The organism is Steroidobacter cummioxidans (genome assembly GCF_003104955.1).
This window is the reverse complement of sequence record NZ_LSRW01000012.1, coordinates 211,171-235,072: the sequence shown is the minus strand read 5'-3', so window position 1 is coordinate 235,072 and position 23,902 is coordinate 211,171. Positions and strand designations below refer to the sequence as shown.

Annotated in this window: 25 protein-coding genes and 1 pseudogene; 7 read left to right on the top strand and 19 right to left on the bottom strand. The window is 62.8% G+C overall.

The features are described 5' to 3' along the window. Positions 1-9: 9 nt before the first annotated feature. The 12 genes and pseudogenes from D0550_RS08345 to D0550_RS08290 all read right to left on the bottom strand — a co-directional run bounded on the left by D0550_RS08345 (position 10) and on the right by D0550_RS08290 (position 13,717). A complete protein-coding gene (locus tag D0550_RS08345) occupies positions 10-960 on the bottom strand; it encodes an SDR family NAD(P)-dependent oxidoreductase (RefSeq protein WP_116808650.1) in 951 nt (316 codons plus the stop codon). A gap of 106 nt (positions 961-1,066) precedes the next feature. Then, positions 1,067-1,723 (bottom strand): annotated as a pseudogene (gene nth / locus D0550_RS08340) (endonuclease III); the annotation flags it as partial. Beyond that, on the bottom strand, positions 1,720-2,412 hold the full coding sequence (locus D0550_RS08335) for an Rnf-Nqr domain containing protein (RefSeq protein ID WP_116808648.1): 693 nt from the start codon (positions 2,410-2,412) through the stop codon (positions 1,720-1,722). The gene D0550_RS08335 and the pseudogene nth, both read right to left, overlap by 4 nt. Then, positions 2,409-3,047, bottom strand: coding sequence for an electron transport complex subunit RsxG (rsxG, locus tag D0550_RS08330; protein WP_116808647.1), 639 nt, complete (start codon positions 3,045-3,047; stop codon positions 2,409-2,411). Before rsxG ends, D0550_RS08335 begins: the two co-directional genes overlap by 4 nt. Beyond that, complete coding sequence (rsxD, locus tag D0550_RS08325) at positions 3,031-4,068, bottom strand: electron transport complex subunit RsxD (protein WP_116808646.1); 1,038 nt, start codon at positions 4,066-4,068, stop codon at positions 3,031-3,033. The genes rsxG and rsxD overlap by 17 nt, the downstream gene beginning before the upstream one ends. After that, positions 4,065-5,525, bottom strand: coding sequence for an electron transport complex subunit RsxC (gene rsxC, locus D0550_RS08320; RefSeq protein WP_116808645.1), 1,461 nt, complete (start codon positions 5,523-5,525; stop codon positions 4,065-4,067). The genes rsxD and rsxC overlap by 4 nt, the downstream gene beginning before the upstream one ends. Further along, the gene (rsxB, locus tag D0550_RS08315) at positions 5,522-6,025 is read right to left on the bottom strand and encodes an electron transport complex subunit RsxB (protein WP_116808644.1); all 504 of its coding nucleotides are present in this window, start codon (positions 6,023-6,025) and stop codon (positions 5,522-5,524) included. The genes rsxC and rsxB overlap by 4 nt, the downstream gene beginning before the upstream one ends. A 10-nt stretch (positions 6,026-6,035) precedes the next feature. Beyond that, on the bottom strand, positions 6,036-6,614 hold the full coding sequence (locus tag D0550_RS08310; protein WP_116808643.1) for an electron transport complex protein RnfA: 579 nt from the start codon (positions 6,612-6,614) through the stop codon (positions 6,036-6,038). Positions 6,615-6,638: 24 nt separating this feature from the next. Beyond that, on the bottom strand, positions 6,639-8,750 hold the full coding sequence (gene metG / locus D0550_RS08305; RefSeq protein ID WP_116808642.1) for a methionine--tRNA ligase: 2,112 nt from the start codon (positions 8,748-8,750) through the stop codon (positions 6,639-6,641). Positions 8,751-8,879: 129 nt separating this feature from the next. Further along, a complete protein-coding gene (locus D0550_RS08300; protein WP_116808641.1) occupies positions 8,880-9,998 on the bottom strand; it encodes a type IV pilus twitching motility protein PilT in 1,119 nt (372 codons plus the stop codon). Positions 9,999-10,000: 2 nt separating this feature from the next. Further along, positions 10,001-11,095, bottom strand: coding sequence for a type IV pilus twitching motility protein PilT (locus tag D0550_RS08295; protein ID WP_116808640.1), 1,095 nt, complete (start codon positions 11,093-11,095; stop codon positions 10,001-10,003). A gap of 180 nt (positions 11,096-11,275) precedes the next feature. Then, positions 11,276-13,717, bottom strand: coding sequence for a HEAT repeat domain-containing protein (locus tag D0550_RS08290; RefSeq protein ID WP_116808639.1), 2,442 nt, complete (start codon positions 13,715-13,717; stop codon positions 11,276-11,278). Between the two features lie 185 nt (positions 13,718-13,902). Here D0550_RS08290 and apbC point away from each other — a divergent pair, with 185 nt between their 5' ends. Beyond that, entirely contained in the window at positions 13,903-15,006 is a 1,104-nt protein-coding gene (gene apbC / locus D0550_RS08285; protein WP_116808638.1) for an iron-sulfur cluster carrier protein ApbC, read from the top strand. Between the two features lie 52 nt (positions 15,007-15,058). Continuing rightward, a complete protein-coding gene (gene dcd / locus D0550_RS08280; protein ID WP_116808637.1) occupies positions 15,059-15,622 on the top strand; it encodes a dCTP deaminase in 564 nt (187 codons plus the stop codon). A 14-nt stretch (positions 15,623-15,636) separates the two neighbouring features. Here the strand turns inward: dcd and D0550_RS08275 are convergent, their stop codons facing one another. The 4 genes from D0550_RS08275 to purM all read right to left on the bottom strand — a co-directional run bounded on the left by D0550_RS08275 (position 15,637) and on the right by purM (position 19,135). Further along, on the bottom strand, positions 15,637-16,512 hold the full coding sequence (locus tag D0550_RS08275; RefSeq protein ID WP_116808636.1) for a hypothetical protein: 876 nt from the start codon (positions 16,510-16,512) through the stop codon (positions 15,637-15,639). Positions 16,513-16,675: 163 nt separating this feature from the next. Beyond that, positions 16,676-17,395 carry a DUF3108 domain-containing protein gene (locus D0550_RS08270; RefSeq protein WP_116808635.1) on the bottom strand — a complete coding sequence of 240 codons (720 nt, stop codon included), beginning with the start codon at positions 17,393-17,395 and terminating at the stop codon, positions 16,676-16,678. 16 nt (positions 17,396-17,411) lie between these two features. Next, positions 17,412-18,089: a phosphoribosylglycinamide formyltransferase gene (gene purN / locus D0550_RS08265; RefSeq protein ID WP_116808634.1), complete on the bottom strand. Its 678-nt coding sequence runs from the start codon at positions 18,087-18,089 to the stop codon at positions 17,412-17,414. Positions 18,090-18,100: 11 nt separating this feature from the next. Continuing rightward, a complete protein-coding gene (purM, locus tag D0550_RS08260; protein WP_116808633.1) occupies positions 18,101-19,135 on the bottom strand; it encodes a phosphoribosylformylglycinamidine cyclo-ligase in 1,035 nt (344 codons plus the stop codon). Positions 19,136-19,270: 135 nt separating this feature from the next. Here purM and D0550_RS08255 point away from each other — a divergent pair, with 135 nt between their 5' ends. From D0550_RS08255 to hda, 3 genes are read left to right on the top strand one after another with little or no spacing between them, the layout of a single operon-like run. Further along, entirely contained in the window at positions 19,271-20,236 is a 966-nt protein-coding gene (locus D0550_RS08255; protein WP_161965706.1) for a DUF2066 domain-containing protein, read from the top strand. 27 nt (positions 20,237-20,263) lie between these two features. Next, positions 20,264-20,824 (top strand): CDP-alcohol phosphatidyltransferase family protein, encoded by a 561-nt coding sequence (locus D0550_RS08250; RefSeq protein WP_116808631.1) that lies wholly within the window; start codon positions 20,264-20,266, stop codon positions 20,822-20,824. Then, positions 20,824-21,543 carry a DnaA regulatory inactivator Hda gene (gene hda, locus D0550_RS08245; RefSeq protein ID WP_116808630.1) on the top strand — a complete coding sequence of 240 codons (720 nt, stop codon included), beginning with the start codon at positions 20,824-20,826 and terminating at the stop codon, positions 21,541-21,543. The genes D0550_RS08250 and hda overlap by 1 nt, the downstream gene beginning before the upstream one ends. On the opposite strand, the gene D0550_RS08240 is transcribed toward hda, so the two are convergent. Continuing rightward, positions 21,540-21,893 carry a DUF2069 domain-containing protein gene (locus D0550_RS08240; protein ID WP_161965705.1) on the bottom strand — a complete coding sequence of 118 codons (354 nt, stop codon included), beginning with the start codon at positions 21,891-21,893 and terminating at the stop codon, positions 21,540-21,542. The two genes, hda and D0550_RS08240, sit on opposite strands and share 4 nt — an antisense overlap. Before the next feature lie 10 nt (positions 21,894-21,903). Continuing rightward, the gene (gene wrbA, locus D0550_RS08235; RefSeq protein ID WP_116808628.1) at positions 21,904-22,500 is read right to left on the bottom strand and encodes an NAD(P)H:quinone oxidoreductase; all 597 of its coding nucleotides are present in this window, start codon (positions 22,498-22,500) and stop codon (positions 21,904-21,906) included. Positions 22,501-22,745: 245 nt separating this feature from the next. On the opposite strand from wrbA, the gene D0550_RS08230 reads away from it, so the two are divergent. Together D0550_RS08230 and D0550_RS08225 are read left to right on the top strand one after the other, a co-directional pair. Further along, positions 22,746-22,970 (top strand): DUF4398 domain-containing protein, encoded by a 225-nt coding sequence (locus tag D0550_RS08230; RefSeq protein WP_161965704.1) that lies wholly within the window; start codon positions 22,746-22,748, stop codon positions 22,968-22,970. 22 nt (positions 22,971-22,992) lie between these two features. Then, on the top strand, positions 22,993-23,280 hold the full coding sequence (locus D0550_RS08225) for an acylphosphatase (RefSeq protein ID WP_116808626.1): 288 nt from the start codon (positions 22,993-22,995) through the stop codon (positions 23,278-23,280). A gap of 5 nt (positions 23,281-23,285) precedes the next feature. Here D0550_RS08225 and D0550_RS08220 read toward each other — a convergent pair whose 3' ends face one another. Next, complete coding sequence (locus D0550_RS08220) at positions 23,286-23,852, bottom strand: transglycosylase SLT domain-containing protein (protein ID WP_116808625.1); 567 nt, start codon at positions 23,850-23,852, stop codon at positions 23,286-23,288. Positions 23,853-23,902 lie beyond the last annotated feature (50 nt).

Below are 23,902 nucleotides of genomic sequence, written 5' to 3'. Positions count from 1 at the left end.
GCGTTCGGATCAAGTGAGGTGGTGTCGTGTCAACTCTGTCGACACTTGCCACAATTTTGCAGACATGGCGCGATCGGTTTGATGAGCGCTTTGTGGCGCGGGATTGCAGTCGGAAAAGTATTCGCCGTTGACCTGTTTCAGCGTGGGATGAGCGGCGACATAACAAACCGTGGCCGCGCCCTGCGCCGGCGACTTGAGATTGGCCGGCGTGGCGCTGGCGGGCAGGTCGCGCCGGATGTTGGTGTCGACGGGCCCTGGCGAAAGGCAATTCGAAGTCGCGCGAGTCTTGCTGAGGCGCTGTGACAGCTCCAGCGAGTACAAGCCATTGGCGAGTTTCGAATGTGCGTAGCCGCGGCGATACCAGTTGCGGCCAGAGAGATCGTTGAACTGAATGCCGCCCTGGGGCGCGTCACGATGATTGCCGCTGCCGACCACGACAACGCGGCCCTGCTCCGCCGAGATCACCCGATCGAGCAGCCGCTGCGTGAGGATGAAATGACCGAGGTGATTGACCACGAATTGTTTTTCGATGCCGTTCACTTGCTGCCAGTCGTCGAGAATAATACCGGCGTTGAGAATCAGCATGTCGATGCTGACATTCATGTTGCGAATGGTGTTCGCGCAAGCAACCACGGAATCGAAGTCCGTCAGTTCCAGTACGACGGGTGTCGTTTTGCCGCTGATTTTGCCGCAAGCCTCTTTACCTTTGTCGAGCGTGCGAGCGGTGCCAATGACATGAGCGCCGCGTAAGGCGAGCACACGCATTGTTTCAAAGCCGATGCCGGAGTTGCAGCCAGTGACCACAGCGGTCTTGCCGGCGAGATTCAAGCCGGCCGTGACTTGCTCCGCCGTGGAGTTGCGATTGAACTGACTGTGCGGAGTGTCGGCATTCGCAGAGCAGGGCAGCTGAGCGGCGATGCCGGCGAGCGCGGCCTGATGAATGAATGTGCGTCGATCCATGATGTGCTCACGCGCGTCGCTTGCGAAGTTTCTGAGCGAGCTTCGCCTTGGTTGCCGCGACGGTCGGTTTCGTGACTGCTCGTTTGGGTTTAGACGGCGCAAAGATGCTTCGCTTCTCAGGCTTGATCTCCGGCGGCGTCTTTTCCTTGTATTCGCACAAGTCGAGAATCACACACTCCGGGCACTTCGGCTTGCGGGCGATGCAAGTGTAACGACCGTGCAGGATCAGCCAGTGATGAGCATCGTGCGCGTACTCAGGCGGCACGACTTTCAACAAGTGGTCTTCGACCTCGCGCACGTTGTCGCCCGGCGCGAGGCCGGTGCGGTTCGAGACGCGGAAGATGTGTGTATCCACGGCGATGGTTGGATGGCCGAACGCGGTATTCAAAATCACATTCGCGGTTTTGCGGCCGACGCCCGGCAATGCTTCCAGCGCGTCGCGCGATTCCGGCACCTGGCCGCCATGCTGCTCGACCAGAATGCGACAGGTGGCGATCACATTCTTCGCCTTGGTGTTGAACAGCCCGATGGTCTTGATGTACTTCGAAAGCCCATCCACGCCGAGTGCCAGGATGGCCTGCGGCGTGTTGGCATGTTTGTAGAGCTCGCGCGTGGCCAGATTGACGCCCTTGTCCGTGGCCTGCGCCGACAGAATTACGGCGATCAGCAGCTCGAACGGCGTTGAATATTCCAGCTCGGTGGTCGGCTTGGGATTGGCGGCCTTGAGGCGTTCGAAAATCGCGGCGATCTTTTTGCGGTTCATGATGAGGTGGATTTGCGGCTGGCTATCCAGTTGCGTGCGGCGATCAGCAGGCCCAGCGAAATAAACGCGCCCGGCGGCAGCAGGGCGAGCAGAAAGCCCATGTCGACGCTGAAGACCTTGAGCTCCAAACGATCGGCCCAGGTGCCCAGCAGGGCGTCTGCGCCGCTCAGCAATGAGCCGCGGCCAACGAGTTCGCGAGCGACGCCGAGCGCGATCAATGTCAGAGCGATGCCGAGAGCAATGCGCACGCTGCGGATGAGTGCAGTGCCACGGGCCGCGTCGGGTGTTTGCAGGTGATCGATCACCACGATGTTCACGGCCAGCAATGGCAGGAACACGCCAAACGACGCGCCGAGATCGTGAAACCACGCGCGCATGAACAGTTCCGCCGCCGTGACGAGTCCTGCGGTGACGAGCAGGCTGCCGGGCAGAACGATCGAGTCATCCAGCCAGCGACGGATGGCGCCGAGTAGCAAGGTCGCCAGGGGAAATATCACCAGCACCAGAGCGCCGAAGCCGAGTCCTTTGACGACGGTGTCGCTCACCGCGAGCAGTGGGCACAGCGCGAGCAGTTGCAATGTGCTGCCAAACGCGCGCTGTCTCGCAGGCGGCGGCGGGAGGTTGCTGACTGCGCCTGGCCTGACGCTCAAGCCTTCCGCGTCGTCATTGGGGGTTGCCGGCGTATTCATCGAGGGTTGCCGTCCTGATACAAACGGTCCTCATTGCCTTGATAAAACTCCAGCGTGCGTCGCACCGCCTTCACGATGGCTCGCGGCGTAATCGTCGCGCCCGTGAATGCATCGAAGTCGCCGCCATCCCGACGCACGGTCCAGCGCTGCTGCGGCGGCTTGGTCAGCGACAGGCCACGAAATTTATCCAGCCAGCCGGCGTCACGATTCTCGAACGCGTCGCCGAGGCCGGGGGTTTCGTTGTGACGAATGACCTGGACGCCGATCAGCTGGCCGCCGGGCGCGATGGCGACGAGCAATTCCAGCGGCCCGCGATAGCCGTCGGGAGCGATCGAGCGAATGGCGACCGCGACCGGCAGTCCGTTCTTGCGCATGCGATAGGCGGTGACCGGTGCAGCTGTGCCGAGCTGGTCGGGCGCAGTGACCTCGGTCGTGTCGGTGAGAGGGTCGTTGTCGTAGCTCTGCGGAGCAACGAGTGCGTCCAGATGCTGTTTGATCCAGACCTCTTGATTGCGGGCGATACGATCGCGCGTGAGGTTCGCAAACGTCACCAGCCCGACCGTCAGCACGGCCGCGATGACGACGAGTGTCACCGTCGGTCTGACGATCTTGCGCTTGTCAGCGGGCGTGGCCATAGATGCGCGGAATCGTGTAGCGATCGATGAGCGGCACCGACAAGTTCATCAGCAACACGGCGAACGCGACGCCATCGGGATAGCCGCCCCAGGTGCGGATCATGTAGGTCAGCACGCCAATGCCGGCGCCGTAAATCAACCGACCCCGATCGCTGGTCGCGGCCGAAATCGGGTCGGTCGCGATGAAGAATGCGCCCAGCAGGCTCGCGCCGGAAGTGAGATGAAAGATCGGGCCGGCGTAGCTGCCCGGATCGACCATGTACATCAGCGAGGCGCTGATCGCGATGGCACTGAGCATGGCGACGGGGATGTGCCAGCGGATGATGCGTAACCCGAGCAAAGCGATGCCGCCAGCGAGCGTCGCCAGATTGATCCATTCCCAACCGCGACCGCCGAGCGTGCCGAAGATCGGTGCCGCTTGCGCCTCGGCCATCGTCATGCCCATTTTCAAACCGGTACGCAACGCGTCGAGCGGCGTCGGCGACGTGACGGCGTCCCAGGTGAGTCGCGACGGCAGCGATCCAGTAAGAATGGTCTGAATCGTTTCGCCGAGCGTCAACTCGATGTGTTCCATGTCCATGCCCGCGGGCGGCAGCCACTGCAGCAACTGCACAGGAAACGAAACCAGCAGCACGGCATAACCCACCATCGCCGGATTGAACGGGTTCGCACCCAGGCCGCCATACAAATGTTTCGCCAGCAGAATGGCGAACGCCGTGCCACTCACCACCAGCCACCACGGCGCCAGCGGCGGCAGGCACAGCGCCAGCAGTATCGCTGTCACGATCGCGCTGCCATCTTTCAGGAACGGCTCGATCGGCTTCCCTCGCAAGCGCAACGCCAACGCTTCGGCGACCAGCGCCGTTGCCGCGCCCAACGTGATCTGCACCAACAAGCCCACGCCAAAGAACACCACATGCAATGCCACCGTCGGCAGCAATGCATAAATAACGATCCGCATGACTCGCCCGACGCTGTCATGCGCGACCACGTGCGGTGCGGGGGCGGTGGGGAAGGTCATGAGGTGGGCTCGTTCTTGGGGCGCCGCTTCTCCGCCAGTTTCGCACGATGTTCGGCTTCGAGGCGCGCGAGGCGTTCGTTGCGAGCGAGGAAGCGGGCGCGGGCGGCGTCGGCGGTGCGATGGGCGTCGAGCTCGCGAGTGAGCAGAGGCTTGGCTTCGCGGAATCGTTCGGCCAGCGGGATCTGGCTGGGGCAGACGTAATCGCAGCAGCCGCATTCGATGCAGTCGAGCAGGCCGTGGCGGGCGAGTTGATCGCCATCGAAAGGTTGTAAGTACCAGTGCAGTTGTTGTGGCAGCAGGAATGCAGGGCACACTTGTGAGCAGTTGCCGCAGCGAATGCACGGCATCTCGGCGCCGCGTGGTTGTAGATCCAACGCGGAAGCGGCGATGATGCAATTGGTTGCTTTCACGACTGGGAGATCGTCATGAGGCAACGACGTCCCCATCATCGAGCCGCCCATGATCAGCCGCGCCATGCGCTCGGTGTAACCGCCGCCATCGGCAATGAGACTGGAGAACGGCGTGCCGATCCGCGTTTCCCAATTGCCAGCCTCGGTGACGCCGTCCCCTGTGACCGTCACGATGCGACTCACCAAGGGTTGTCCATCGCGAATCCAACGCGCGATGGCGGCGACCGTGCCGACGTTGTGAGAGACGATGCCGATGTCCGAGGGCAAGCCATCGTGAGGCACTTCGACGCCGAACACCGTGGCAATCAGTTGCCGCTCGCCGCCCGCGGGGTAAATTGCTGGGACGACTTTGATTCGAATTCTGGAATCGCCGGCTTGCTCGATGGCCCGAAGCAGAGCGGCCTGCGCTTCCGGAACATTGTCTTCGATCGCGATCGTGCAATTGGGTGCGGAGAGCGAGTGAAGCAAAGCTCGGGCGCCGAACACGATGTCCTCGGCGCGCTCGCGCATCAGCATTTCGTCACAACTGATGTATGGCTCGCACTCCGCGCCATTGAGTAGCAGCAGCGGGCCGTTCTCGCACAGCGAGCTTGCGAGTTTGTTTGCAGTGGGAAAAACAGCGCCGCCCAATCCGACGATGCCTCCGCGCGCGATGTGCTCGCAGGCTTCGATTGGGGAAATTTGCTCGAATGAACAGACGGCGGCGGCGTTCTCGAACCGCTCATCCCGACCGTCATTGGCGATGACGATGCTGAGCGTGGGCGCGCCGAGTCGATGCGGCGCCGGCCGAGGTTCGATCGCAATCACTTCGCCAGACACCGGCGAGTGCAGCCACGCGCTGATGCCCGGCGCGGGCTGAGCGATCGGCTGCCACATGCGCACGCGATCCGATGGCTTTACGAGCGGGAGTGCTGGCAGGCCCGAGTTTTGATCGAGCGGAATCACATAGCGCTCGGTCAAGCTCGCGGCACGGATCGGGGCTTTGGTGGAACGCTGCTTGTGCGCTTCGAGGCGCAGACCGCCGGTGACTAATTCCCTGGCGGTCATTGTGCGACCGTCGGTGCCGGCCGCATGATGATGCAATCGACCGGGCAGGGCGGAATGCACAACTCACACCCGGTGCAGTCCGCCGCGATCACCGTGTGCATGTGGCGAGAAGCGCCGACGATGGCGTCGACCGGACAGGCCTGAATGCACTTGGTGCAACCGATGCAGGCGTCCTCTTCGATAAAGGCCACTGCCGGATGATCGGGAACGACGCCGAATTCCTTACCGACCGGCTTGGGTTCCACGCCCATCATGCTCGCCAGTGCCTTCGCGGTGCGTTCGCCGCCTGGCGGGCACTGGTTGATATCGGCTGCGCCTTGCGCAATGGCTTCTGCGTAAGGACGGCAACCTGTGAACGTGCAACGACGGCATTGCGTCTGGGGCAGCAAGGCGTCGATGCGATCGACCAATGAGATTTCTTTGGGCGCGCCGGCGGCGGCGGCCGTCGCCAAACCAGCGAGGGCCGCAAGCACGATGATTGTGACGAGCGCGGTAATCATCGCGAGGTCGTCATTCCTGAATCAGTCCGGTGAAGCCCATGAACGCCAGCGCCATGATGCCGGCACTGACCAACGCCAGCGGCGCGTCCCGAAACACGCTGGGTACATCGGCATGCTGCAATCGGTCGTGCATGGCGGCGAATGCCAGCATCAAGAAGCCCAGCGCTACGGCCATGGCGACGGAGAATGACACGGCATCGACGATGTTCTGCATCCGTGCGTCCACCATCAGCGCGATGCCGAGCACGGCGGAGTTGGTGGTCACGAGCAGCGTGAAGCCGGGGCGCTGCGGTTGCAGGCGACCGTCGCGTCGCATGATCAGTTCGACCACCGGCACCACCGCCACTGCGACGATCACGAATACAAACGTTCTGAGATAGCCGAGCCCGTTCGGTTTCAGCACCCACGTCGACAGCGACCAGCTGATCGCTGCCACCAGGGGAATGGCAAGCAGCGATGCGATTGCGAGGCCCTGCGCGCCCTTGAAGGTGCCCGTGACGGCTTCGAACGGCCGCCACGAGGGCAGGCGCGTCAGTGCCATCACGTTCACCAGGACGGCGCTGAGCAGAATGAGCAAAAGCGCGGACATGGTTTGAGCGGTGCCGCCGCGGTGCTATTTCACCTTCATGCCTGCGGTCGCGCCGGAGTCGGGCGAGAGCAGGAAGATATCTTTGCCGCCTGGGCCTGCGGCCAACACCATTCCCTCGGAAGTGCCGAAGCGCATCTTGCGCGGCTTCAGGTTCACCAGGACCAGCGTAAAGCGGCCGACCAGTTGCTCGGGCGCATACGCCGAGCGAATGCCGGAGAACACCGTACGCTGGCTGTCGCCCACGTCCAGCGTGAGCTTCAGCAACTTGTCCGATCCCTCGACGCTTTCGGCCGCCACGACCTTGGCAATCCGCAGATCGATCTTGGCGAAATCTTCGATGCCGATTTCGCCCACCGGTTCGTCGGCGGACGCCTTTGTCTCGGCCGGTTTGGCCGGAGTGGTCGAAGCGACCGTCGTGGCCTTGGCAGTCGGCTTCACTTCCGGCTCGCCGGTATCGAACAGCGCGACCAGTTGTTTCGCATCGACGCGCTGGAGCAGATGTTCGTAGGTGCCGATCTCGTGACCCGCCGGCAGCCACTGGTGTTGGCCCCAGAGCATCTGTGCATCGCTCAGCCGCAGGAAACCCTGCACCTTGCGGGCAGTTTCCGGCAGCACCGGCGCCAGCAGCACAGTGAGGTACCAGAAGAAATTGAGCGCAGTGGAGCAGACCTGATGCAGTCGCTGCTCTTCGCCCGCGACCTTCGCCAGTTCCCACGGCTTGGCCGAGTCGATGTATTGATTCACGCGATCCAGCAACGTGCCGATCTCGCGCATCGCCTTGCCGAATTCGCGGCCTTCATACAGCTCGCCGATACGATTCCAGCAGTCGGCGTCGCTGACGAAGTCCTGCTGCAGCTGTTGAGCAGCTGGATCGAGCGCGCTGAGCTTGCCGCCAAAACGTTTGGTGATGAATCCGGCGCAGCGGCTGGCGATGTTGACGTACTTGCCGACCAGGTCCGAGTTCACGCGCGCCACGAAGTCATCGGGGTTGAAGTCGATGTCTTCGACGTTCGCATTGAGCTTGGCGGCGAGGTAATAGCGCAGCCACTCGGGATTCATGCCGAGGTCGAGATAACGGACCGGGCTCAGGCCGGTGCCGCGAGATTTCGACATCTTCAGGCCGGACACGGTGATGAAGCCGTGCACGTACACGTTGTCCGGAATCTTGCGGCTTGCGAATTTCAGCATCGCCGGCCAGAACAGCGTGTGGAAGTAGATGATGTCCTTGCCGATGAAATGAATCTGCTGCACGTCATCCGCAGCGATGAACTGCTCGAAAGTGCGCGACTCACCGTTGGCTTGCGCTTTACCGGTCGTGAAGTAGTTCTTCAACGACGCGAGATAGCCGACCGGCGCATCCAGCCACACATAAAAATATTTGCCCGGTGCGTCGGGAATCGGAATGCCGAAGTAGGGCGCGTCGCGGGAGATGTCCCAATCGCCCAGTTCCTGATCGCCCTTGCCGCTGAGCCACTCGCCGGCTTTGTTCGCGACCGACGGCTGCAACCGTTTGGTCCACTGCGTGAGGAACTCGACGCAGCGCGGGTCGGACAGCTTGAAAAAGAAATGATCCGAGCTCTTGCGCACCGGCTTGGCGCCGGACAGGGTCGAGTACGGATTGATCAGATCGGTGGGCGCATACACCGAGCTGCAGTTCTCGCAGGCGTCGCCGTACTGATCCTGGGCATGACAGTTCGGGCACTCGCCTTTGATGTAACGATCGGCGAGGAACATGTTCTTGACCGGATCGAAGAACTGCTCCACCGGCTTGTCATAGATCAGATCGTTGGCCTTGAGTGCGCGGTAGATCTCCTGCGACAGCTCGGTGTTCTCGGGCGAATGCGTCGAGTGCCAGTGATCGAAGCTCAGCAGGAAGCCATTCAGCGAGCGCGGCCGGCCGGCGGCGATGCGCCCGACCAGTTCCTCCGGCGTGATGCCTTCGGCTTCGGCCTTGAGCATGATGGGGGCGCCATGCGCGTCGTCCGCGCCCATCCAGTGGACCTTGTGCCCCTGCAAGCGCTGGAACCGCACCCAGATGTCGGCCTGGATGTACTCCATGATATGACCGATGTGGAACGGTCCATTGGCGTACGGCAGGGCGGTCGTGACGAAATAATTACGAGGTGCGGCAGTCATTTAGGCGCGGGAGGCGGCGGCAAAGGACTGAAATTATGCCTGACTTTGGGTATTCAATGCCGATTGGTAGCGAATACCAATTGGTAGCGAACCCTCAGAGGAAATCCCCGCACCCGGGCGCTGCTTGCCTCAGCCCACGTCCTTGAACTGCTCGAACTTCGCCTTGTTGATGGCCTTCTGGTAGGCGTGCTTGCCGCTGATGATGGCCTTGTCCAACAAATCCTGAATGGCGCTGTCCATCAGGCGCATGCCGAAGGCGGCGCCGCTCTGCATGGCGTTCTCGAGCTGGTCGAGCTTGCCCTGGCGGATCAGGTTGGCCACGGCCGGGGTGTTCACCAGGATTTCGTGGGCGGCGACGCGGCCCGGCTTGCCGGCCCTGGGAATCAGCTGCTGCGAGATCACGCCTCGCAAGGAGGTCGAGAGCATCGCTCGTACGTGCGACTGCTTATCCGCCGGGAAGGCGTTCACGATGCGATCCACTGTGGGCGCGGCGCCGTTGGTGTGCAAGGTGCCCATCACCAGAATGCCCATCTCGGCCGCGGTGACCGCGATGCTCATGGTTTCGTAGTCGCGCAACTCGCCGACCAGGATCACGTCGGGATCTTCACGCAGCGCGGAGTGCAGCGCCTCGGAGAACGACGGGCTGTGCGTGCCGATCTCGCGCTGACTCACCAGGCAGTTCTTGCGCTGATGTACGAACTCGATCGGATCCTCGATGGTGAGGATGTGGCCTTTCAAGCGCGCGTTCATGTCGTCGATCATCGCGGCCAGCGTGGTCGACTTGCCGGAGCCGGTCTTGCCGGTCACCAGGATCAGGCCGTTGTTCACTTTGCACAGGTTGCGGATCGCATCCGGCACACCGAGCTGATCCAGCGTCAGGGCTTTGGAAGGAATGGCGCGGCACACGCAGCCCAAACCATACAAATGGCGCATGACGTTGACGCGGAAGCGCGAGACACCAGGAATAATGTACGCGAAGTCGGCGCCATGCTTTTCTTCCAGGCGCATCTGCGCGGCGCGCGGCATGATCTCGCGCAATGTTTCTTCCACGAACTGTGCTGCCAGCGGCTCGGGCCGCAGGTTGTGCAGCTCGCCATACAAACGAATGCGCGGCGGATCGCCGGCGATGAAGTGCAGGTCCGAGCCGTTCTTGCTCAGCACTTCCTTGAGGAACTCGTCGATCTTACGCGGCACGTATGTGCTCTGCGTCGCGCCCGCTGCTGCGGCTTGGCTAGCTTCAGTACTCATAATCAGCCGGGGGCCAGGTCGAGCTTGGGCAATACGCTGGTATCGGTGACGAAGCGCGCGAACAGCTTCTTGTCGTTCGCGTACACGTAGGCGTCGTCGGGATCGATTTCCTTGGCCTGCACATTGGCCAGCAGCGACTGATCGAGCATCTGCATGCCCAGATCCTTGCCCATCTGCAGCTGCGAGGGGATCTGGTGGGTCTGATCGGTCTGGATCAGCTTACCGATCGCGCGGGTGACGACCATGATCTCGCAGATGGCCTTGCGGCCGCGTTGATCGGCGGTCTTCACCAGCACCTGCGTGACGACGGCGATCAGGCTGTTGGCAAGGAACGCCTTGGTCTGTTCGCGCTCGTCGGCGGGCAACGCGTCGACGACGCGGTCGATGGTCTTCACCGCACCGGTCGTGTGCAGCGTGCCGAGCACCAGGTGGCCGGTTTCGGCGGCGGTCATGGCCCAGCGAATCGTATCGGCATCGCGCAACTCGCCGACCAGGATCACGTCGGGGTCTTCGCGCATGGCCGCGCGCACGCCTTCGGAGAACGACGGCAGGTGCGTGTTCAGCTCGCGCTGGATGACCTGGCTCTGTTTGCTCTTGTGCACGAACTCGATCGGGTCTTCCAGGCTGATGATGTTCAGCCGGCGCGTCGAGTTGAGGTAATCGATCATGGCCGCGAGCGTGGTCGACTTGCCCGTACCTGTAGAGCCGGTGACCAGGATCATGCCCTGGTGGTTGTCGCACAGCTTCTTGACGATGGGCGGCAGCGACAGCCGGTCGATGGTCGGCACGTCGGACGGAATGGCGCGGAACGTGGCGCCGACGCCCGTTTCCTTGCGGAACACGTTGACGCGGAAACGCCCGCCGTTGGCGGCGACGTAGGAGAAGTCAACGTCGTGGCCTCGGCGCAGCTGCTCCTGGTGGCCGCGATTCATGATCTCGACGATGTAGCCTTCCAGCTCGGCCTGGCTCAGGTCGCGGAATTTGATCGGCAGCAGATCGCCATGCATTCGCAACATGGGCGGCAGGCCGACCGCGAAGTGGATGTCGGAACACCCTTGATCGGTGCCGAGCTTGAGAAAGGCGTCTATTCGGGCCATGCAAAGAACTTGAGGTCCGTGGCGGGCAGGAGCCTACCGTGTAAAGGCGGGTCGCCGCTACTCAGATTGCGACCAACGGGGGAGGACGGGCGATCAATGGCACTGCCAGGTGCCGCCGTACCGTCAAAAATCCGTCGCCCGCTACCGATGCCGCCGGGCAGGGGCGCGCCGGCGCACCGCTCAGGCCAGCGCTTTTTCCAGCGCGATGCGCAGCTCGTCCATGCTCTGGAAGCGCTTGGTCTTGTCCACCGCCATGGCCTTGCTGACCAGGTCGGAGAGCGGCGGCGGCAGCTGCGGGTTCACCTCGATGGCCGATTTCGCCTTGCCTTGCACGTGCTGGTACATGACCGACATGTGGTCGCCGCGGCTGTAGGGCGGCACACCCGTAACCATCTCGTACAGGATCACGCCGACGCTGTAGATATCGGCACGGTCGTCCACCTTCTTGCCGAGGATCTGCTCGGGCGCCATGTATTTGGGCGAGCCGATCACGTAACCGGTCTTGGTGAGCTGCGTGTCGCCTTCCTTCTGCGCAGCGGCCACGCCGAAGTCCACGATCTTGAGCAGCCCCTCGTTATTGATGAGGATGTTCGCAGGCTTCAAGTCACGGTGCACGATGCCGGCGTGGTGCGCGACGGTCATGCCGGTGCAGATATCGATGCCGTACTGGATCGCGCGCGGCAGCGGCAACGGTTTCTCGTTGACGATTTCGCTGCCCAGCGTGTGCGACGGGAAATACTCCATGGAGATGGCGTAGTTGCCGCGCATGTACAGGAAGTCATAAATGCGGATGACGTTCTTGTGCGTGATCTTGCGCGAGTAGCGCAGCTCGTGCACGAAGCGCTTCATCATCTCTTCGTCCTGCGCCACGTTCGGGTTCAGGAACTTCAGGATCAGCCGCTCCTCGACCACCGTGTCTTCCATCAACAGCACGGTACCGAAAGCGCCCTTGCCGATCTTCTCGATGAACTTGTAGCGGCCTTCGACCACATCGCCCGGCTTGAGCGTGCCGATGTCGAGCTTGGCGGTGGCCGCCGCCGCCTCTTCGGCCTTCTTGATGACCTGATCGACGTCGCCGCGATCGATCAGCAGCGTGCGCGCCGGTTCTGCGCCCATGGTTCGGCCGGCGCCACGCGCCGGCTCGGAGCCGGTGCGACCGGCCTTGATGGCGGCAGCGACGGCGGTGCTCGAGTAGCGCAGGTCGATGTCTTCGATCGCGCGAATCGCGGCGTGCTCGATGGTCGGATCGCTGGTATTGGAGCCCGCAGCTTGAATGTAGCTGCGTACTGCATCGGCGCGCTTGTCGTCCGCGAGACGGGCGAGGGCGTTGATGGCTTCGACCTTGATCTCTTTCTCCGGCCGATCCAGCAGATGCACGAGCGACTCGATGACGCGCGTATCGCCCAGCTTGCCGAGCGCTCGCGCCACGGTTGGCAGGGAGCGAGTGTTGTCTGTTTTCAGCAGATCCATCAGCGCGGGCACGGCCTTCTTGCTGCCGATTTCCGCGAGCGCATCGACGGCGCGTTCGCTGACCCACCAGTCCTTGTCCTTGGTGGCTTCGATCAGGAAGTTGATGGCGCGCTCGTCCTTGGTCTGATTCAGGATCTCGATGGCGGCACGGCGCACGTCTTCGTCTTCGTCGCGAATCAGCTCGATGACGGCGTCGACGACGCGCGGGCCGCCGATCTTGCCGAGCGCATCGGCGGCGCGGGTGCGCACCCACCAGTCGTCATCCTTGATGACTTGCAGCAGATGTTTGATGTCGTTGGCGGTGCCAAGATGGTTCAGCACTTCCACGCCGGCGCGGCGGGCGTACTCGTTCTCGTCCTTGAGGACCTCGATGAGATATTTCATCGTGTCCGGGTCCTTGGCGCGCACCACCACGTCGATGGCGCGGTTGGCGACTTCCAGGTCCGGGTCACGCAGCAGCGCGCAGATCGGTCCGATGTGCAGCGGGCCGTCCATCTTCGACAGCGCATTCAGCGCGGCTTGCCGAATCATCTTATTCGGGTCGCGCAGCTGGGTCTGAATGGCCTGCGACACCTCCGGCCGGTTGAAGCGGGCCAGGATGTTGATGATGTGGATGCGGGCGGTCGAGTCTTTGCCTTCGATGCGGCTGATCAGCTCGGGCAACGAGCTGTCGTCGGCCAGCTCGCCGACGATCTTGAACAGCGCGGCCTTTTCGTTCGCTTCCTGACTGTAGGCGTGCTGCAGCAGGTCGCGCACGGTGAAGCGGCCCTTCTGGCCTGCGATCACCTCGAGAATGGTCGGCTTGGGCATGTCGTCCCGCCCGAGCAGCTCGATCAGCAGGGCGGCGCTGTAATTGCGGCTGGCGGACAGCGCCTGGCCGATCGCGGCGACGGTGCGCGGGCTGCCTTCGGCCATGCCCTGGGCGAGGATGGGAAAGCTCTTGTTGTCGATCAGCTGGGTCAGCGTATCGATGTAGACGGCGGTTTCCTTGCGATCGGCCACGGCCAGCGCGTCGAGGATCTTGGGAATCGCGCCCGGGCCGATCTTGATGAGCTTTTGTAGCGCTTTTTGCGAGTCCGGATGCAGCGGGTCCCCAATCCCGCGGATCTCGGCGATCAGGCGCTCGGCTCTGAGATCGGAAAAAAAACTCATCGAGGGTCTGGTATCCGTTTCTTAGTGGCGCCGCTGCCGTGCGCGTGCATATTGCCGCGCATTATGCCACGGCTAACATGGATCAAGTTCAGGTCAGGCATTTCCCCTCCAGGATCCCCACGGCCTTTTTGGCCAAATCCGCTACAATCCGCGGCCCGCCGGCAGCGTCCTGAACGGCTATTTCGATGAGCTCCGAAACTACTGTGCACGAATCCGAGCTGCGCCAGCTACTGGGCGCCTATGTCGACCCCTATCTCGGCCTGACGCTGGAGCGTGCCGATACCCTTAAGACCGTCCAGGTCAGCAATGGCGACGCGGTCGTCAGTGTCGAGCTGGGCTTTCCCGCCGGCCGCTATGGTACCGAGCTTGCCGCCGAGTTGGAGCGTCGCGCCCGCTCGCTCAGCTGGCTGAAGCAGCTGCAGGTCAATGTCGGCTGGCGCGTTGCTTCGCACTCCGTGCAGAAGAATCTGAAGCCCGTTCAGGGGATCCGGAACATCATCGCGGTGGCCTCGGGCAAGGGCGGCGTGGGCAAGTCCACGACCGCGGTGAACCTGGCGCTCGGTCTGGCACATGACGGCGCCGCGGTCGGCTTGCTCGATGCCGACATCTACGGGCCGAGTCAGCCGCAAATGATGGGCCTGAGCCAGGAAAAGCCCACCAGCCCGGACCAGAAAACCATGTTCGCGCCCGAGGCCTACGGCATCAAGGTCATGTCCATCGGGTTCCTGGTGGATGTGGAGCAGCCGATGGTGTGGCGCGGACCCATGGTCACGCAGGCGCTCGTGCAGCTGCTCGAAACCACTCGCTGGGGCGAGCTGGACTATCTGATCGTCGACATGCCGCCGGGCACGGGCGATACGCAGCTCACGCTGTCTCAGCGCGTGCCTGTGAGTGGCGCGGTGATCGTGACCACGCCGCAGGACATCGCGCTGCTCGACGCCCGCAAGGGATTGCGGATGTTTGAGAAAGTCGAGGTGCCGGTGTTGGGCGTGGTCGAGAACATGAGCACCCATGTGTGCTCGAACTGCGGCTTCGAAGAACATATCTTTGGCGCCGGCGGCGGGCGCCGCATGGCCGAACAATATGGCGTCGAGCTGTTGGGCGAGCTGCCGCTCGACATTCGGATTCGCGAACAGGTCGACGGTGGTCGTCCCACGGTGGTAAGCGAGCCGGAAAGCAAGATCGGGCGTGCTTACATCGATCTGGCGCGGCGCACGGCGGCTCGTCTGGTCGTTGCCGGCCTGCAGCCCACCGCGGCGTTTCCGAACATTTCGACCGAAGATACTTGAGCCGCGCCTCGGCGCCAGTCATCAATCCTTAGTCATTGGTCATTTCAAAAACATGAGCATCAAGTCTGATCGCTGGATTCGTCGCATGGCGGCCGAGGGCATGATCGAGCCGTTCGAAGCGGGGCAGGTGCGCACCGCCAGCCACGGCAAGATCATTTCATACGGCACGTCCAGCTACGGCTACGACGTGCGCTGCGCGAATGAATTCAAGATCTTCACCAACATCAATTCGACCATCGTCGATCCGAAGAACTTCGATTCGAAGAGCTTCGTCGATGTGACTTCGGATGTTTGCATCATCCCGCCGAACTCGTTCGCACTGGCCCGCACCGTCGAGTATTTCCGCATCCCGCGCAACGTGCTGACGATCTGCCTCGGCAAGTCCACCTACGCGCGCTGCGGCATCATCGTGAACGTCACGCCGCTGGAGCCCGAGTGGGAAGGTCACGTGACTCTCGAGTTCTCCAACACCACTACGCTGCCCGCGAAAATCTACGCTAATGAAGGCGTCGCGCAGATGCTGTTCCTCGAGTCCGATGAAGTCTGCGAGACTTCATACAAGGATCGCGGGGGCAAGTATCAGGGCCAGCAAGGCGTGACACTGCCCCGCGCCTGAACCACGTCAGGGGTTCAACGTAGCGGCCTGCCTGTTTCGGGCCTGACGCGATCGCCGCTACGTTCCTGGCCGGCGAAGATCTCGGAAGGGACATCCGAGTGCGCCAGAGCATTGACCACCCGCTTGCGACCCAGCATTGCACCGGCAATTGCTGCGGCCAGCGACACGATCAGCGCGACGAAGGTGATCCACGCCGCCTTGGTCGCTCCTGCCTGGGCTCGCTCTGCCATGGCGGGCAGTTGTGCACGGGCCCGGTCCATCAACTGCGCGGTGCCTTGCCGGACTTGCGCCGCTGCTTGTTGCGGATTGTCGCGCACGGCCTCAACGCGTCGTGATACGTCGCTCAATTGCGCGCGTACTTCCTGCTCGGACATACCGGTGGCTGCTGCGATGGTCTGAGCGGTCTGCGGATCGTTCAGGCGGTTCAGTATCTGCTGCACATCGCCGGTAGACAGATTCTCCATATTGGAAAGCGATGCGCCGACGGTCTGGCCGATACCGCCGAACAGACTGGAGATGCCGCTCGCCAGCAGTTGTACGCCACTGCTGGCCAGCCATAACACCACCAGCATGCTCAGTACCCACACCAGGGCACCTTCGAATGCACCGGCGGCTCGGTCGAAGACCATGCCCAGTCGCGTCGCGGCCATTCCGCCTACGAACAGGGCGATCAATAGAGAGATGCCGCTCCAGATGGCCGCGCCCGTGCCGAATGTGCCGGCCTGAGTTTGTCCGGGATTGACGGCCGAGACGCCGACCGCGACACCCAGCGTCGTCAGCACCAGCAACGTGCCCAGCACGGTGAGCATGCCTGCCCAGATGCCGCCCCAGGAAATCTTGAAGCCCGAAACAGGAATGACGTCCAGATGCTCGTGAACTACTGTGGCCATGGCAGGTCTCCAAAGGGCGACGTGCCTGAGCAATGGGTGGAAAATAAACAAGTTCCGCCGTGCGAATCGGCGCTTGTGGTCGAATCCCGGCGGTGGGCGGCCCGGTTGCGATAGAGCGGGGATTCTTGATTATCGAATCGTTATCAAATGATAACGGCGCCGGTCATTTGACCGACTGCAGCACCATCACCGTCTCGACCTTGCCTTTGCGGATCTGCTCGGCCCGGGCCGCGACGTATTCCATGCTGGGGATCATCCAGAAGCGGGACTGGCGATCCGAGCCCTCGCGGGTGCTTTCGTAAACGACGGCGTCGAGTTTGCCAAGCTTGGTGTCGATCGACGTTGTTTCTTTCTTCACATAGTTATAGCGTTTGACGCGGTTGTCATCGATCAGCGGAATGGTGCCGGGTTGTTCGCCGCGCAGCAGGGAAGTGACCACGTCGACTTGAATGGAGAGCCGATCCTGCAGGCCGGGCTCCAGCGGCAGTTCGATCTTCTCGCCTTCGATCTCGCCGGTGGCGACATTGCGGGCCCAGTCGAATTTGAGGTGACCGTCCTTCGCGGTGCTGGACTTGCCATCGTCGAATTGCCATTCGAGGGGCCGCACCCCGTCGGGGCCGATCTCCATGACGGTGCGCTCCATTGCCGCGCTGCTGACGAAGAAGCGCGCGAGCATGGAAGGATCGGCGGTTGTTTGATACGTATAACGACCGGTCGCATCATCCCGCGACAGCTTGAGCGTCAGCAGGCCGGCGCGCATGCCGCGATAGCTGACTTCATAGACCGCGGTAAAAGGCTTGGGAAGAATGACGTCGGACTTCGCTGCGGTTGCCAGCAGCAGCGTCGCGAATAGAAACGTGGTCACTCGAACCAGTCGTCGCATTCGTCACCTCGATCGCTCAATCGGCCAGCGGCTGGATTACCGGAGCTGCCAGCGGTTGGCCATCGAGCCAGGCCCGCTGTTCGCGCAACTGCAGGCGACCGCGGGCAAACCAGTCGATGGCCTGCGAATAGATCCTGTGTTCCTGCTGCTGAACTCGCGCTGAAAGGCTGCTTTCGCTGTCACCGGGCAGGACTTTCACCTGCGATTGAATAACGAGCGGCCCTCCATCAAGTTCCTCTGTGACGAAGTGCACACTGCAGCCATGCAAGCTGTCGCCGGCCTCGAGCGCGCGCCGATGGGTGTGCAGGCCTCGGTACAAAGGCAGTAGCGATGGATGAATGTTGAGGATGCGATCGGCAAACGCGGCGATGAAGCCGGGGCTGAGGATGCGCATGAAGCCCGCCAGTACGACCAGCTTGGGCTCGAAGCTCTGCACCAGCGCTGCCAGCGCCTGGTCATAGCTCGGCCGATCCGCAAACTCGCGCGCTGCCAGCGAGCGAGTGGGAATATCCATTGCCGCGGCCGTGGCGAGGCCGGCGGCTTCGGCCTTGTCGCTGATCACCGCGCGGACTTCGACGGGCAGCTCACCGCTCGCCGCCCGTTCCGCGATCGCGTGCATGTTACTGCCGCGACCCGAGATCAAGATGACGATCGGAAGTTTGGTTTGCGGTGGACCGCCGGCGACGGACGTCATTCCTGAGTGCGTCAGCTGCGAATGACTACGCCGCCGTCGCCACGGCGCACTTCGCCAATGACGATCGGCGTCTCGCCGTGTTCAGCAAGCGAGCGCATCGCTTTGTCGCAATGTTCAGCGGCGACGCACACCGTCATGCCGATGCCGCAGTTGAACGTGCGATACATCTCGGCTGCTGGAATGCTGCCGGCCTTTTGCAGCCAGCTGAACACCGCGGGCTGCTGCCACGTTTGCGAGCTCAGCATCACTTCCAATCCGCTCGGAATCACGCGAGGAATGTTCTCGGTGAGCCCGCCGCCGGTGATGTGCGCAAAGCTGCGGACCGGCACGGTCTTCGCCAACGCGAGCAACGGCTTCACGTAGATGCGCGTCGGCGCGAGCAGCGCGTCGTACAGCAGGCCGCCGTCGATCTTGGTGGCCGGGGTGGCCTTGCTGGTCTTGATCAGCTTGCGGATCAGCGAATAGCCGTTGGAATGCGGGCCCGAGGAGGGCAGGCCGATGATTACGTCGCCGGGGCGCGTGCTGCGGCCATCGATGATGCCGTCCTTCTCGACGATGCCGACGCAAAAGCCGGCGAGGTCGTAGTCGCCGTCGGCGTACATGCCGGGCATTTCCGCCGTTTCGCCACCGATCAGGGCGGCGCCCGCCTGAATGCAGCCCTCGACGATGCCCTTGATTACGGTCTCGGCGACTTCGACGCTGAGCTTGCCGGTGGCGTAGTAATCGAGGAAGAACAGTGGCTCGGCGCCTTGCACGACGACGTCGTTGACGCACATCGCGACCAGATCGATGCCGATCGTGGCATGCCGGCCGGTCTCGATGGCCAGGCGCAGCTTGGTGCCGACGCCGTCGGTGCCCGATACCAGCACCGGCTTCTTGTAGCGGTCCAGCGGAATCTCGAACAGCGCGCCGAATCCGCCCAGGCCGCCCAGCACCTCGGGTCGCATCGAGCGCTTGACCGCCGGCTTGATGCGCTCGACGAGTTCATCGCCGGCTTCGATATCGACGCCAGCGTCTTTGTAGGTGATCGGCTCGGAGGGTTGCATGGTTGGATCAGTCGATCGTTGATGACGGGCGGGTGCCGCGGGGGTGGATAGGGGGTGTGTTATTTTACACGCCGTTGCTCGGCGTTGGGACCTCGCCGTTCAGGGTGGACTTTGTAAAGGATGGGCTTCCGAGAGATGAGTAGGACAAAAGCGTTGATTCGCTGGCTGTCGTTGTGCACGGCATGGGCGCTGCTGGCGGCCGCTTTGCCCGTGGGCGCGGTGACGCTTGGGGACCTGTACGAAACCGACCAGCCCGTGCTGAACAACGCGCGCGACGCTGCTTTCGTCGACGCATTGAAGACGGTGGTGGTGCGCGTCAGTGGTCAGCGTGAGGCGCCGGCGCGGCTCGGCGCGGCGCTGAGCGACCCCCGCAAATATGTCCAACGCTTCGGCTACACCGCGGATAACGTGCTGCAGGTGGGCTTCGACAGCGTTTCGGTGGACCGGCTGCTCCAGGACGCGGGCCTGCCGATCTGGGGGCGCGAACGTCCCGCGACCCTGGTGCTGTTGAACGTGATCGATCCCAGCGGCTACAGCTACTGGATCAGCGGCGATCAGCCGAATGCGCTGAAGGACAGCCTGGAAAAGGTCGCTCGCGAGCGGGGCCTGCCGTTGAAGTGGCCGGCCGTGCCGCCGCAAGGCTTCGACGAGACCAGCGCGCTTCAGGAAGCCGAGCGTTATGGCGCCAACGCGGCCTTGCTCGGCCGTTCGCAAGGCGCGGCGGTGCGCTGGACGTTGCTGTCGAGCGAGGGTTCGGCGCAGGCCAGTGGCGGCATGGAGGACGGCATTCATCTGGCGGCCGACACGTTCGCCCGGATGTTCGCCGCGTCGGGCTCCTCGCTGGGCAATGTGGTCGTCGAGGTGTCCGGAATCGGCGATCTCGACGCGTACGCGAGCACGCTGAATTATCTGGAAGGCATGACGCTGGTGCGCGCCGTCGCCTTGGAACAAGTGTCCGGCGATACAATGCGCTTCAAGCTCGCCGTGCGCGGCGACGCGGCCACACTGCGTCGTGCGATCGCGCTCGACAGCCGACTGGTAGCGCAAGACGATGGCGCCGCACCGACGGGTGCGCGGCTGTCGTTCCGGTATCGCCCCTGAACCATTCCTAAAAAGTAGGCGTTCGCCATGCGGCACATTCCCAATGCATTGTGCATTTTGCGCATGCTGCTGGTCGTGCCCATCGCCTGGCTGCTGAACGCCGGCGAGTACAAGCTCACATTGCTGGTGTTCGCGTTCGCCGGGTTCACCGACGGACTCGACGGCTTTCTCGCCAAGCGCTGCGGCTGGATGTCGGAGCTGGGCAAGGTGCTCGATCCGCTCGCCGACAAGATTTTGCTGGTGAGCGTGTTCATCATCCTCGCAGTGCTCGACATCGTGCCGGTGTGGCTGGCCGCGACGGCCGTGCTGCGCGATGTGACGATCACCGCGGGCGCGATCGGTTACAACGCGCTGTACGGCTATCCGCATGGCAATCCGACCGTCATCAGCAAGATCAACACGCTGTGCCAGATTCTGTATTTGCTGCTGGCGGTCGCGGCGCGAGCGGGTGAGTGGCAGCCCGACATTGCGTTGATGATTCTTGGGGCACTGGTGTTCGTGACGACGGTGGTGAGTGGTATCGATTACGTCGTCACGTGGTCGCGCAAGGCAATCGATGCCAGTCGTCAGCAACGCGGGCTCACTTGATGATTCAGTCGACGCAGTTGTCGTTAGGCGTGCGATTGCCGGACAGCTCGGTATTCGAGAGCTATTACGCCGGCCGCAATCGGCTGGCCGTCGATGCGCTGCTGGCATTGCCGGGAGGCGAGCGATCGCGCGCTCCCACGTGCACATGGCTTCATGGCGCGCCCGGCACCGGGAAGACTCATCTGTTGCAGGCTGTCTGTGCTCGCGCGACTCGCGAAGGGCAGACCGCCGCTTATTTGCCGCTGCCGGAAGTGATCGAGCTCGGCGAAGAGCTGCTGGCCGGTTTCGGTGAGCTTGCCATTGTTTGTCTCGACGATGCGCAAGTGCTCGCCGGGCGCGAGCAATGGGAACGGGCTTTGTTTCGCTTGCACGTCGAGCTGGACGAGCGGGGCGGGAAGTTGCTCGTCGCAGGTACGGCGCCGCCGGCCGCGCTGCCGTTCAAGCTGCGCGATCTGGGCTCGCGACTGAATGGCGGGCTGGTGCTGACACTGCAGCCTCTGGATGAGCCGGAACAGATCGCAGCGTTGCGATTGCGGGCGCAGCTGCGCGGTCTGGAATTACCCGATGAGACCGCGCAGTTCATGTTGCGACGGCTGCCCCGCGACATGACTCATCTCTATGCCGTACTCGATGAGCTCGACGCGGCGTCACTGGTGGCACAACGCCGTCTGACCGTGCGCTTCGTGAAAGAAGTGCTCGAACGTCGCCTCGCGCTTTAATTGTGCCCGCGTGTCAGGCGCAGATAGGCGATCAGCAAAACAAACAACAGGAACGCCACCACCAGGCACAGGCCGGCCCAGAGGCGCCCGGCGGGATTGGCGACCGCTTCGGTGATCGCCACGATCAGAAATGGCGTCACGGCCAGCGACATCCAGGCGTAGGTTCGCCGATGGCCCGCCAACAGGCGCGGCAGTGCGATCAACAAAGGCAGTGTCAGTACCACGATCAGCACGCCGTCGCCGACGGAAAATCCGCTCTGCACTCGCCAGGCGACCAGCGACGCGATCAGGATGCCGATGGTCGAAACGACCACGATGCGCGCCCGCGCGATCAGGGTTTCATTGCTCAAGAGGGTGCGCTCAACGTTCCGGGGACAAACGAACCGCGAGCTCGGCGACTCGCTTGCCGAGCAGTGCCGCCAACAAACGTTCGTCGTCGGTGAGCTTACCCGGAGTGAGGCCGGCGACATGACTCGCGCCGTATGGCGAGCCGCCGGAGCGAGTGTGCGTGAGCGCCGGTTCAGTGTAAGGCAGGCCGACGATATACATGCCGTGATGGATCAACGGCATCATCATGCTGAGCAGCGTTGTTTCCTGGCCGCCATGCATGGTCTGCGTGGAAGTAAACACAGCGGCCGGTTTGTTGGCGAGCGCGCCACTGGCCCACAACGCGCTGGTGCCGTCCAGAAAGTACTTCAGGGGCGCGGCCATGTTGCCGAACCGTGTCGGGCTGCCTAACACCAAACCGTCACATTCGCGCAGATCTTCGTGCGTCGCGAATGGCGGACCTTCGCTCGGCACCGCCGGCTCCAGTTGCTCGATCACCGTGGTGACTTGCGGAACTGTGCGCAATTTAGCCTTTGCGCCGGGCACGGACTCGATGCCCCGGCACACTTGCCGAGCCAGCTCGGCCGTCATGCCTTTGCGTGAATAAAACAGCACCAGAATTTCAGCCATGCGCGCGATTGCTCCGAAAGGCCTTCGCTGCACGCGTCATGTGGGTGGAATGCAACGCGAGGCGCACAGTCGAGGCGCGTGCATTGTATTCAGGTGCTCCTTGACGGTGTAGATTGTGATTGCTACGGTCGATTGCAAAAATCGCCATGGTAAGTCAGTCATTCCTTCGTTGTTTGGCGTTACTCATGCTCGGCATGGGCCTAAGCGTGGGCGTGTCTGGCTGCGCCGGCGCTCCAGTCCAGGAGATGAGCAACGCTCGCCAGGCCATCAAGGCGGCACGCGATGCCACCGGTCCGTCGACCGCTGCGCCCCCTTCCCTGATCGAAGCCGAGACCTTGTTGAACAGCGCGGAAGACAACCTGCAGAAGCGCGCTTACAAACAAGCCCGCCGGGATGCGATCGCCGCCCGCGGCAAGGCCGCCGAAGCGCTCAGCTCCACCCGCACTGCCGACGACCGCGGCTCCAGCTGATCTGAGCGGTTATCATTTCGCGATGTCGACTCTCATCGCACGTCGTTGCTTCGTTTCCGGCCGGGTTCAAGGCGTGTTCTATCGCGCCTCCACGCGTCAGAAAGCTACCGAGCTGGGCTGCGCTGGCTATGCCCGCAATCTGCCCGACGGGCGGGTGGAAGTGTTGGCAGTCGGTGAGCCGCAGTCCGTGCAAGGACTGCTCGACTGGCTCTGGCGCGGCTCGCCCGCCTCGGAAGTGAAGCTCGTGGAAGTTCAGGAACTGGTGCTCGAGGATCTCGAGGACCTGCCGGTGGGCTTCGCCCAGCGCTGAAATTTTCAGTTGTATTGCCAGCGGTTGGCCAGTCTTACGAGCACCAGGTCGGAGTAGTTGCGACGCCCGACGCTGCCGTTGTAGCGCGCCAGCGCCTTGGTGTAGTCGCCCTTTTCCCGATCCAGGTAGAACTTCAGGATGGTGCAGCCCATGCGCACGTTCTGCGGGATGCGCACCAGCTCCTGGTTGGTCATGCCGAGCTGATTGGGCCAGAACGGCATCACCTGCATCAGGCCGACGGCGCCCGCCGAGGACACGGCCCAGCGATCGAAGCGGCTTTCGACGTCGATGACGGCCATCACCAGGCCGGGCGGTAACTGCAGACGGCGGGCTTCGCAGAACACGTGATGCAGGATTTCGTCGCGCTCGGTGTCGTCCTTGACCACCTTGAGCAGCTTCGGCTCCATCGCCGCCCGCCACACCTTCTTTTCGAATTCATCTTCGAAACAGGGGCTTTCGGCCAGGGTGTTCTGCAGGAATCTGCCGAGCGCAGGATCCTGCTGCCGATCGGCCAGCGCGGGCAGGGCAAGCAGGCTCAGCAGTGTCGGCAACAGGCAGCGCAGTGCAATCACTCTTCGACCGTGTATGTTGTGCGCATTGCGGGCCGCACAATATCATGCGC

Excerpts from the sequence above, each read along its gene's own strand:
- rsxD (WP_116808646.1), bottom strand. The coding sequence starts at position 4,068 with ATGACCTTCCCCACCGCCCCCGCACCGCACGTGGTCGCGCATGACAGC.
- dcd (WP_116808637.1), top strand. The coding sequence starts at position 15,059 with ATGAGCATCAAGTCTGATCGCTGGATTCGTCGCATGGCGGCCGAGGGC.
- metG (WP_116808642.1), bottom strand. The coding sequence starts at position 8,750 with ATGACTGCCGCACCTCGTAATTATTTCGTCACGACCGCCCTGCCGTAC.
- rsxB (WP_116808644.1), bottom strand. The coding sequence starts at position 6,025 with ATGATTACCGCGCTCGTCACAATCATCGTGCTTGCGGCCCTCGCTGGT.
- D0550_RS08255 (WP_161965706.1), top strand. The coding sequence starts at position 19,271 with ATGAGTAGGACAAAAGCGTTGATTCGCTGGCTGTCGTTGTGCACGGCA.
- apbC (WP_116808638.1), top strand. The coding sequence starts at position 13,903 with ATGAGCTCCGAAACTACTGTGCACGAATCCGAGCTGCGCCAGCTACTG.
- hda (WP_116808630.1), top strand. The coding sequence starts at position 20,824 with ATGATTCAGTCGACGCAGTTGTCGTTAGGCGTGCGATTGCCGGACAGC.
- D0550_RS08225 (WP_116808626.1), top strand. The coding sequence starts at position 22,993 with ATGTCGACTCTCATCGCACGTCGTTGCTTCGTTTCCGGCCGGGTTCAA.
- purM (WP_116808633.1), bottom strand. The coding sequence starts at position 19,135 with ATGCAACCCTCCGAGCCGATCACCTACAAAGACGCTGGCGTCGATATC.
- D0550_RS08295 (WP_116808640.1), bottom strand. The coding sequence starts at position 11,095 with ATGGCCCGAATAGACGCCTTTCTCAAGCTCGGCACCGATCAAGGGTGT.
- D0550_RS08290 (WP_116808639.1), bottom strand. The coding sequence starts at position 13,717 with ATGAGTTTTTTTTCCGATCTCAGAGCCGAGCGCCTGATCGCCGAGATC.
- rsxC (WP_116808645.1), bottom strand. The coding sequence starts at position 5,525 with ATGACCGCCAGGGAATTAGTCACCGGCGGTCTGCGCCTCGAAGCGCAC.
- wrbA (WP_116808628.1), bottom strand. The coding sequence starts at position 22,500 with ATGGCTGAAATTCTGGTGCTGTTTTATTCACGCAAAGGCATGACGGCC.
- D0550_RS08300 (WP_116808641.1), bottom strand. The coding sequence starts at position 9,998 with ATGAGTACTGAAGCTAGCCAAGCCGCAGCAGCGGGCGCGACGCAGAGC.
- D0550_RS08230 (WP_161965704.1), top strand. The coding sequence starts at position 22,746 with ATGAGCAACGCTCGCCAGGCCATCAAGGCGGCACGCGATGCCACCGGT.
- D0550_RS08310 (WP_116808643.1), bottom strand. The coding sequence starts at position 6,614 with ATGTCCGCGCTTTTGCTCATTCTGCTCAGCGCCGTCCTGGTGAACGTG.
- D0550_RS08275 (WP_116808636.1), bottom strand. The coding sequence starts at position 16,512 with ATGGCCACAGTAGTTCACGAGCATCTGGACGTCATTCCTGTTTCGGGC.
- D0550_RS08270 (WP_116808635.1), bottom strand. The coding sequence starts at position 17,395 with ATGCGACGACTGGTTCGAGTGACCACGTTTCTATTCGCGACGCTGCTG.
- D0550_RS08335 (WP_116808648.1), bottom strand. The coding sequence starts at position 2,412 with ATGAATACGCCGGCAACCCCCAATGACGACGCGGAAGGCTTGAGCGTC.
- D0550_RS08345 (WP_116808650.1), bottom strand. The coding sequence starts at position 960 with ATGGATCGACGCACATTCATTCATCAGGCCGCGCTCGCCGGCATCGCC.
- purN (WP_116808634.1), bottom strand. The coding sequence starts at position 18,089 with ATGACGTCCGTCGCCGGCGGTCCACCGCAAACCAAACTTCCGATCGTC.
- rsxG (WP_116808647.1), bottom strand. The coding sequence starts at position 3,047 with ATGGCCACGCCCGCTGACAAGCGCAAGATCGTCAGACCGACGGTGACA.
- D0550_RS08250 (WP_116808631.1), top strand. The coding sequence starts at position 20,264 with ATGCGGCACATTCCCAATGCATTGTGCATTTTGCGCATGCTGCTGGTC.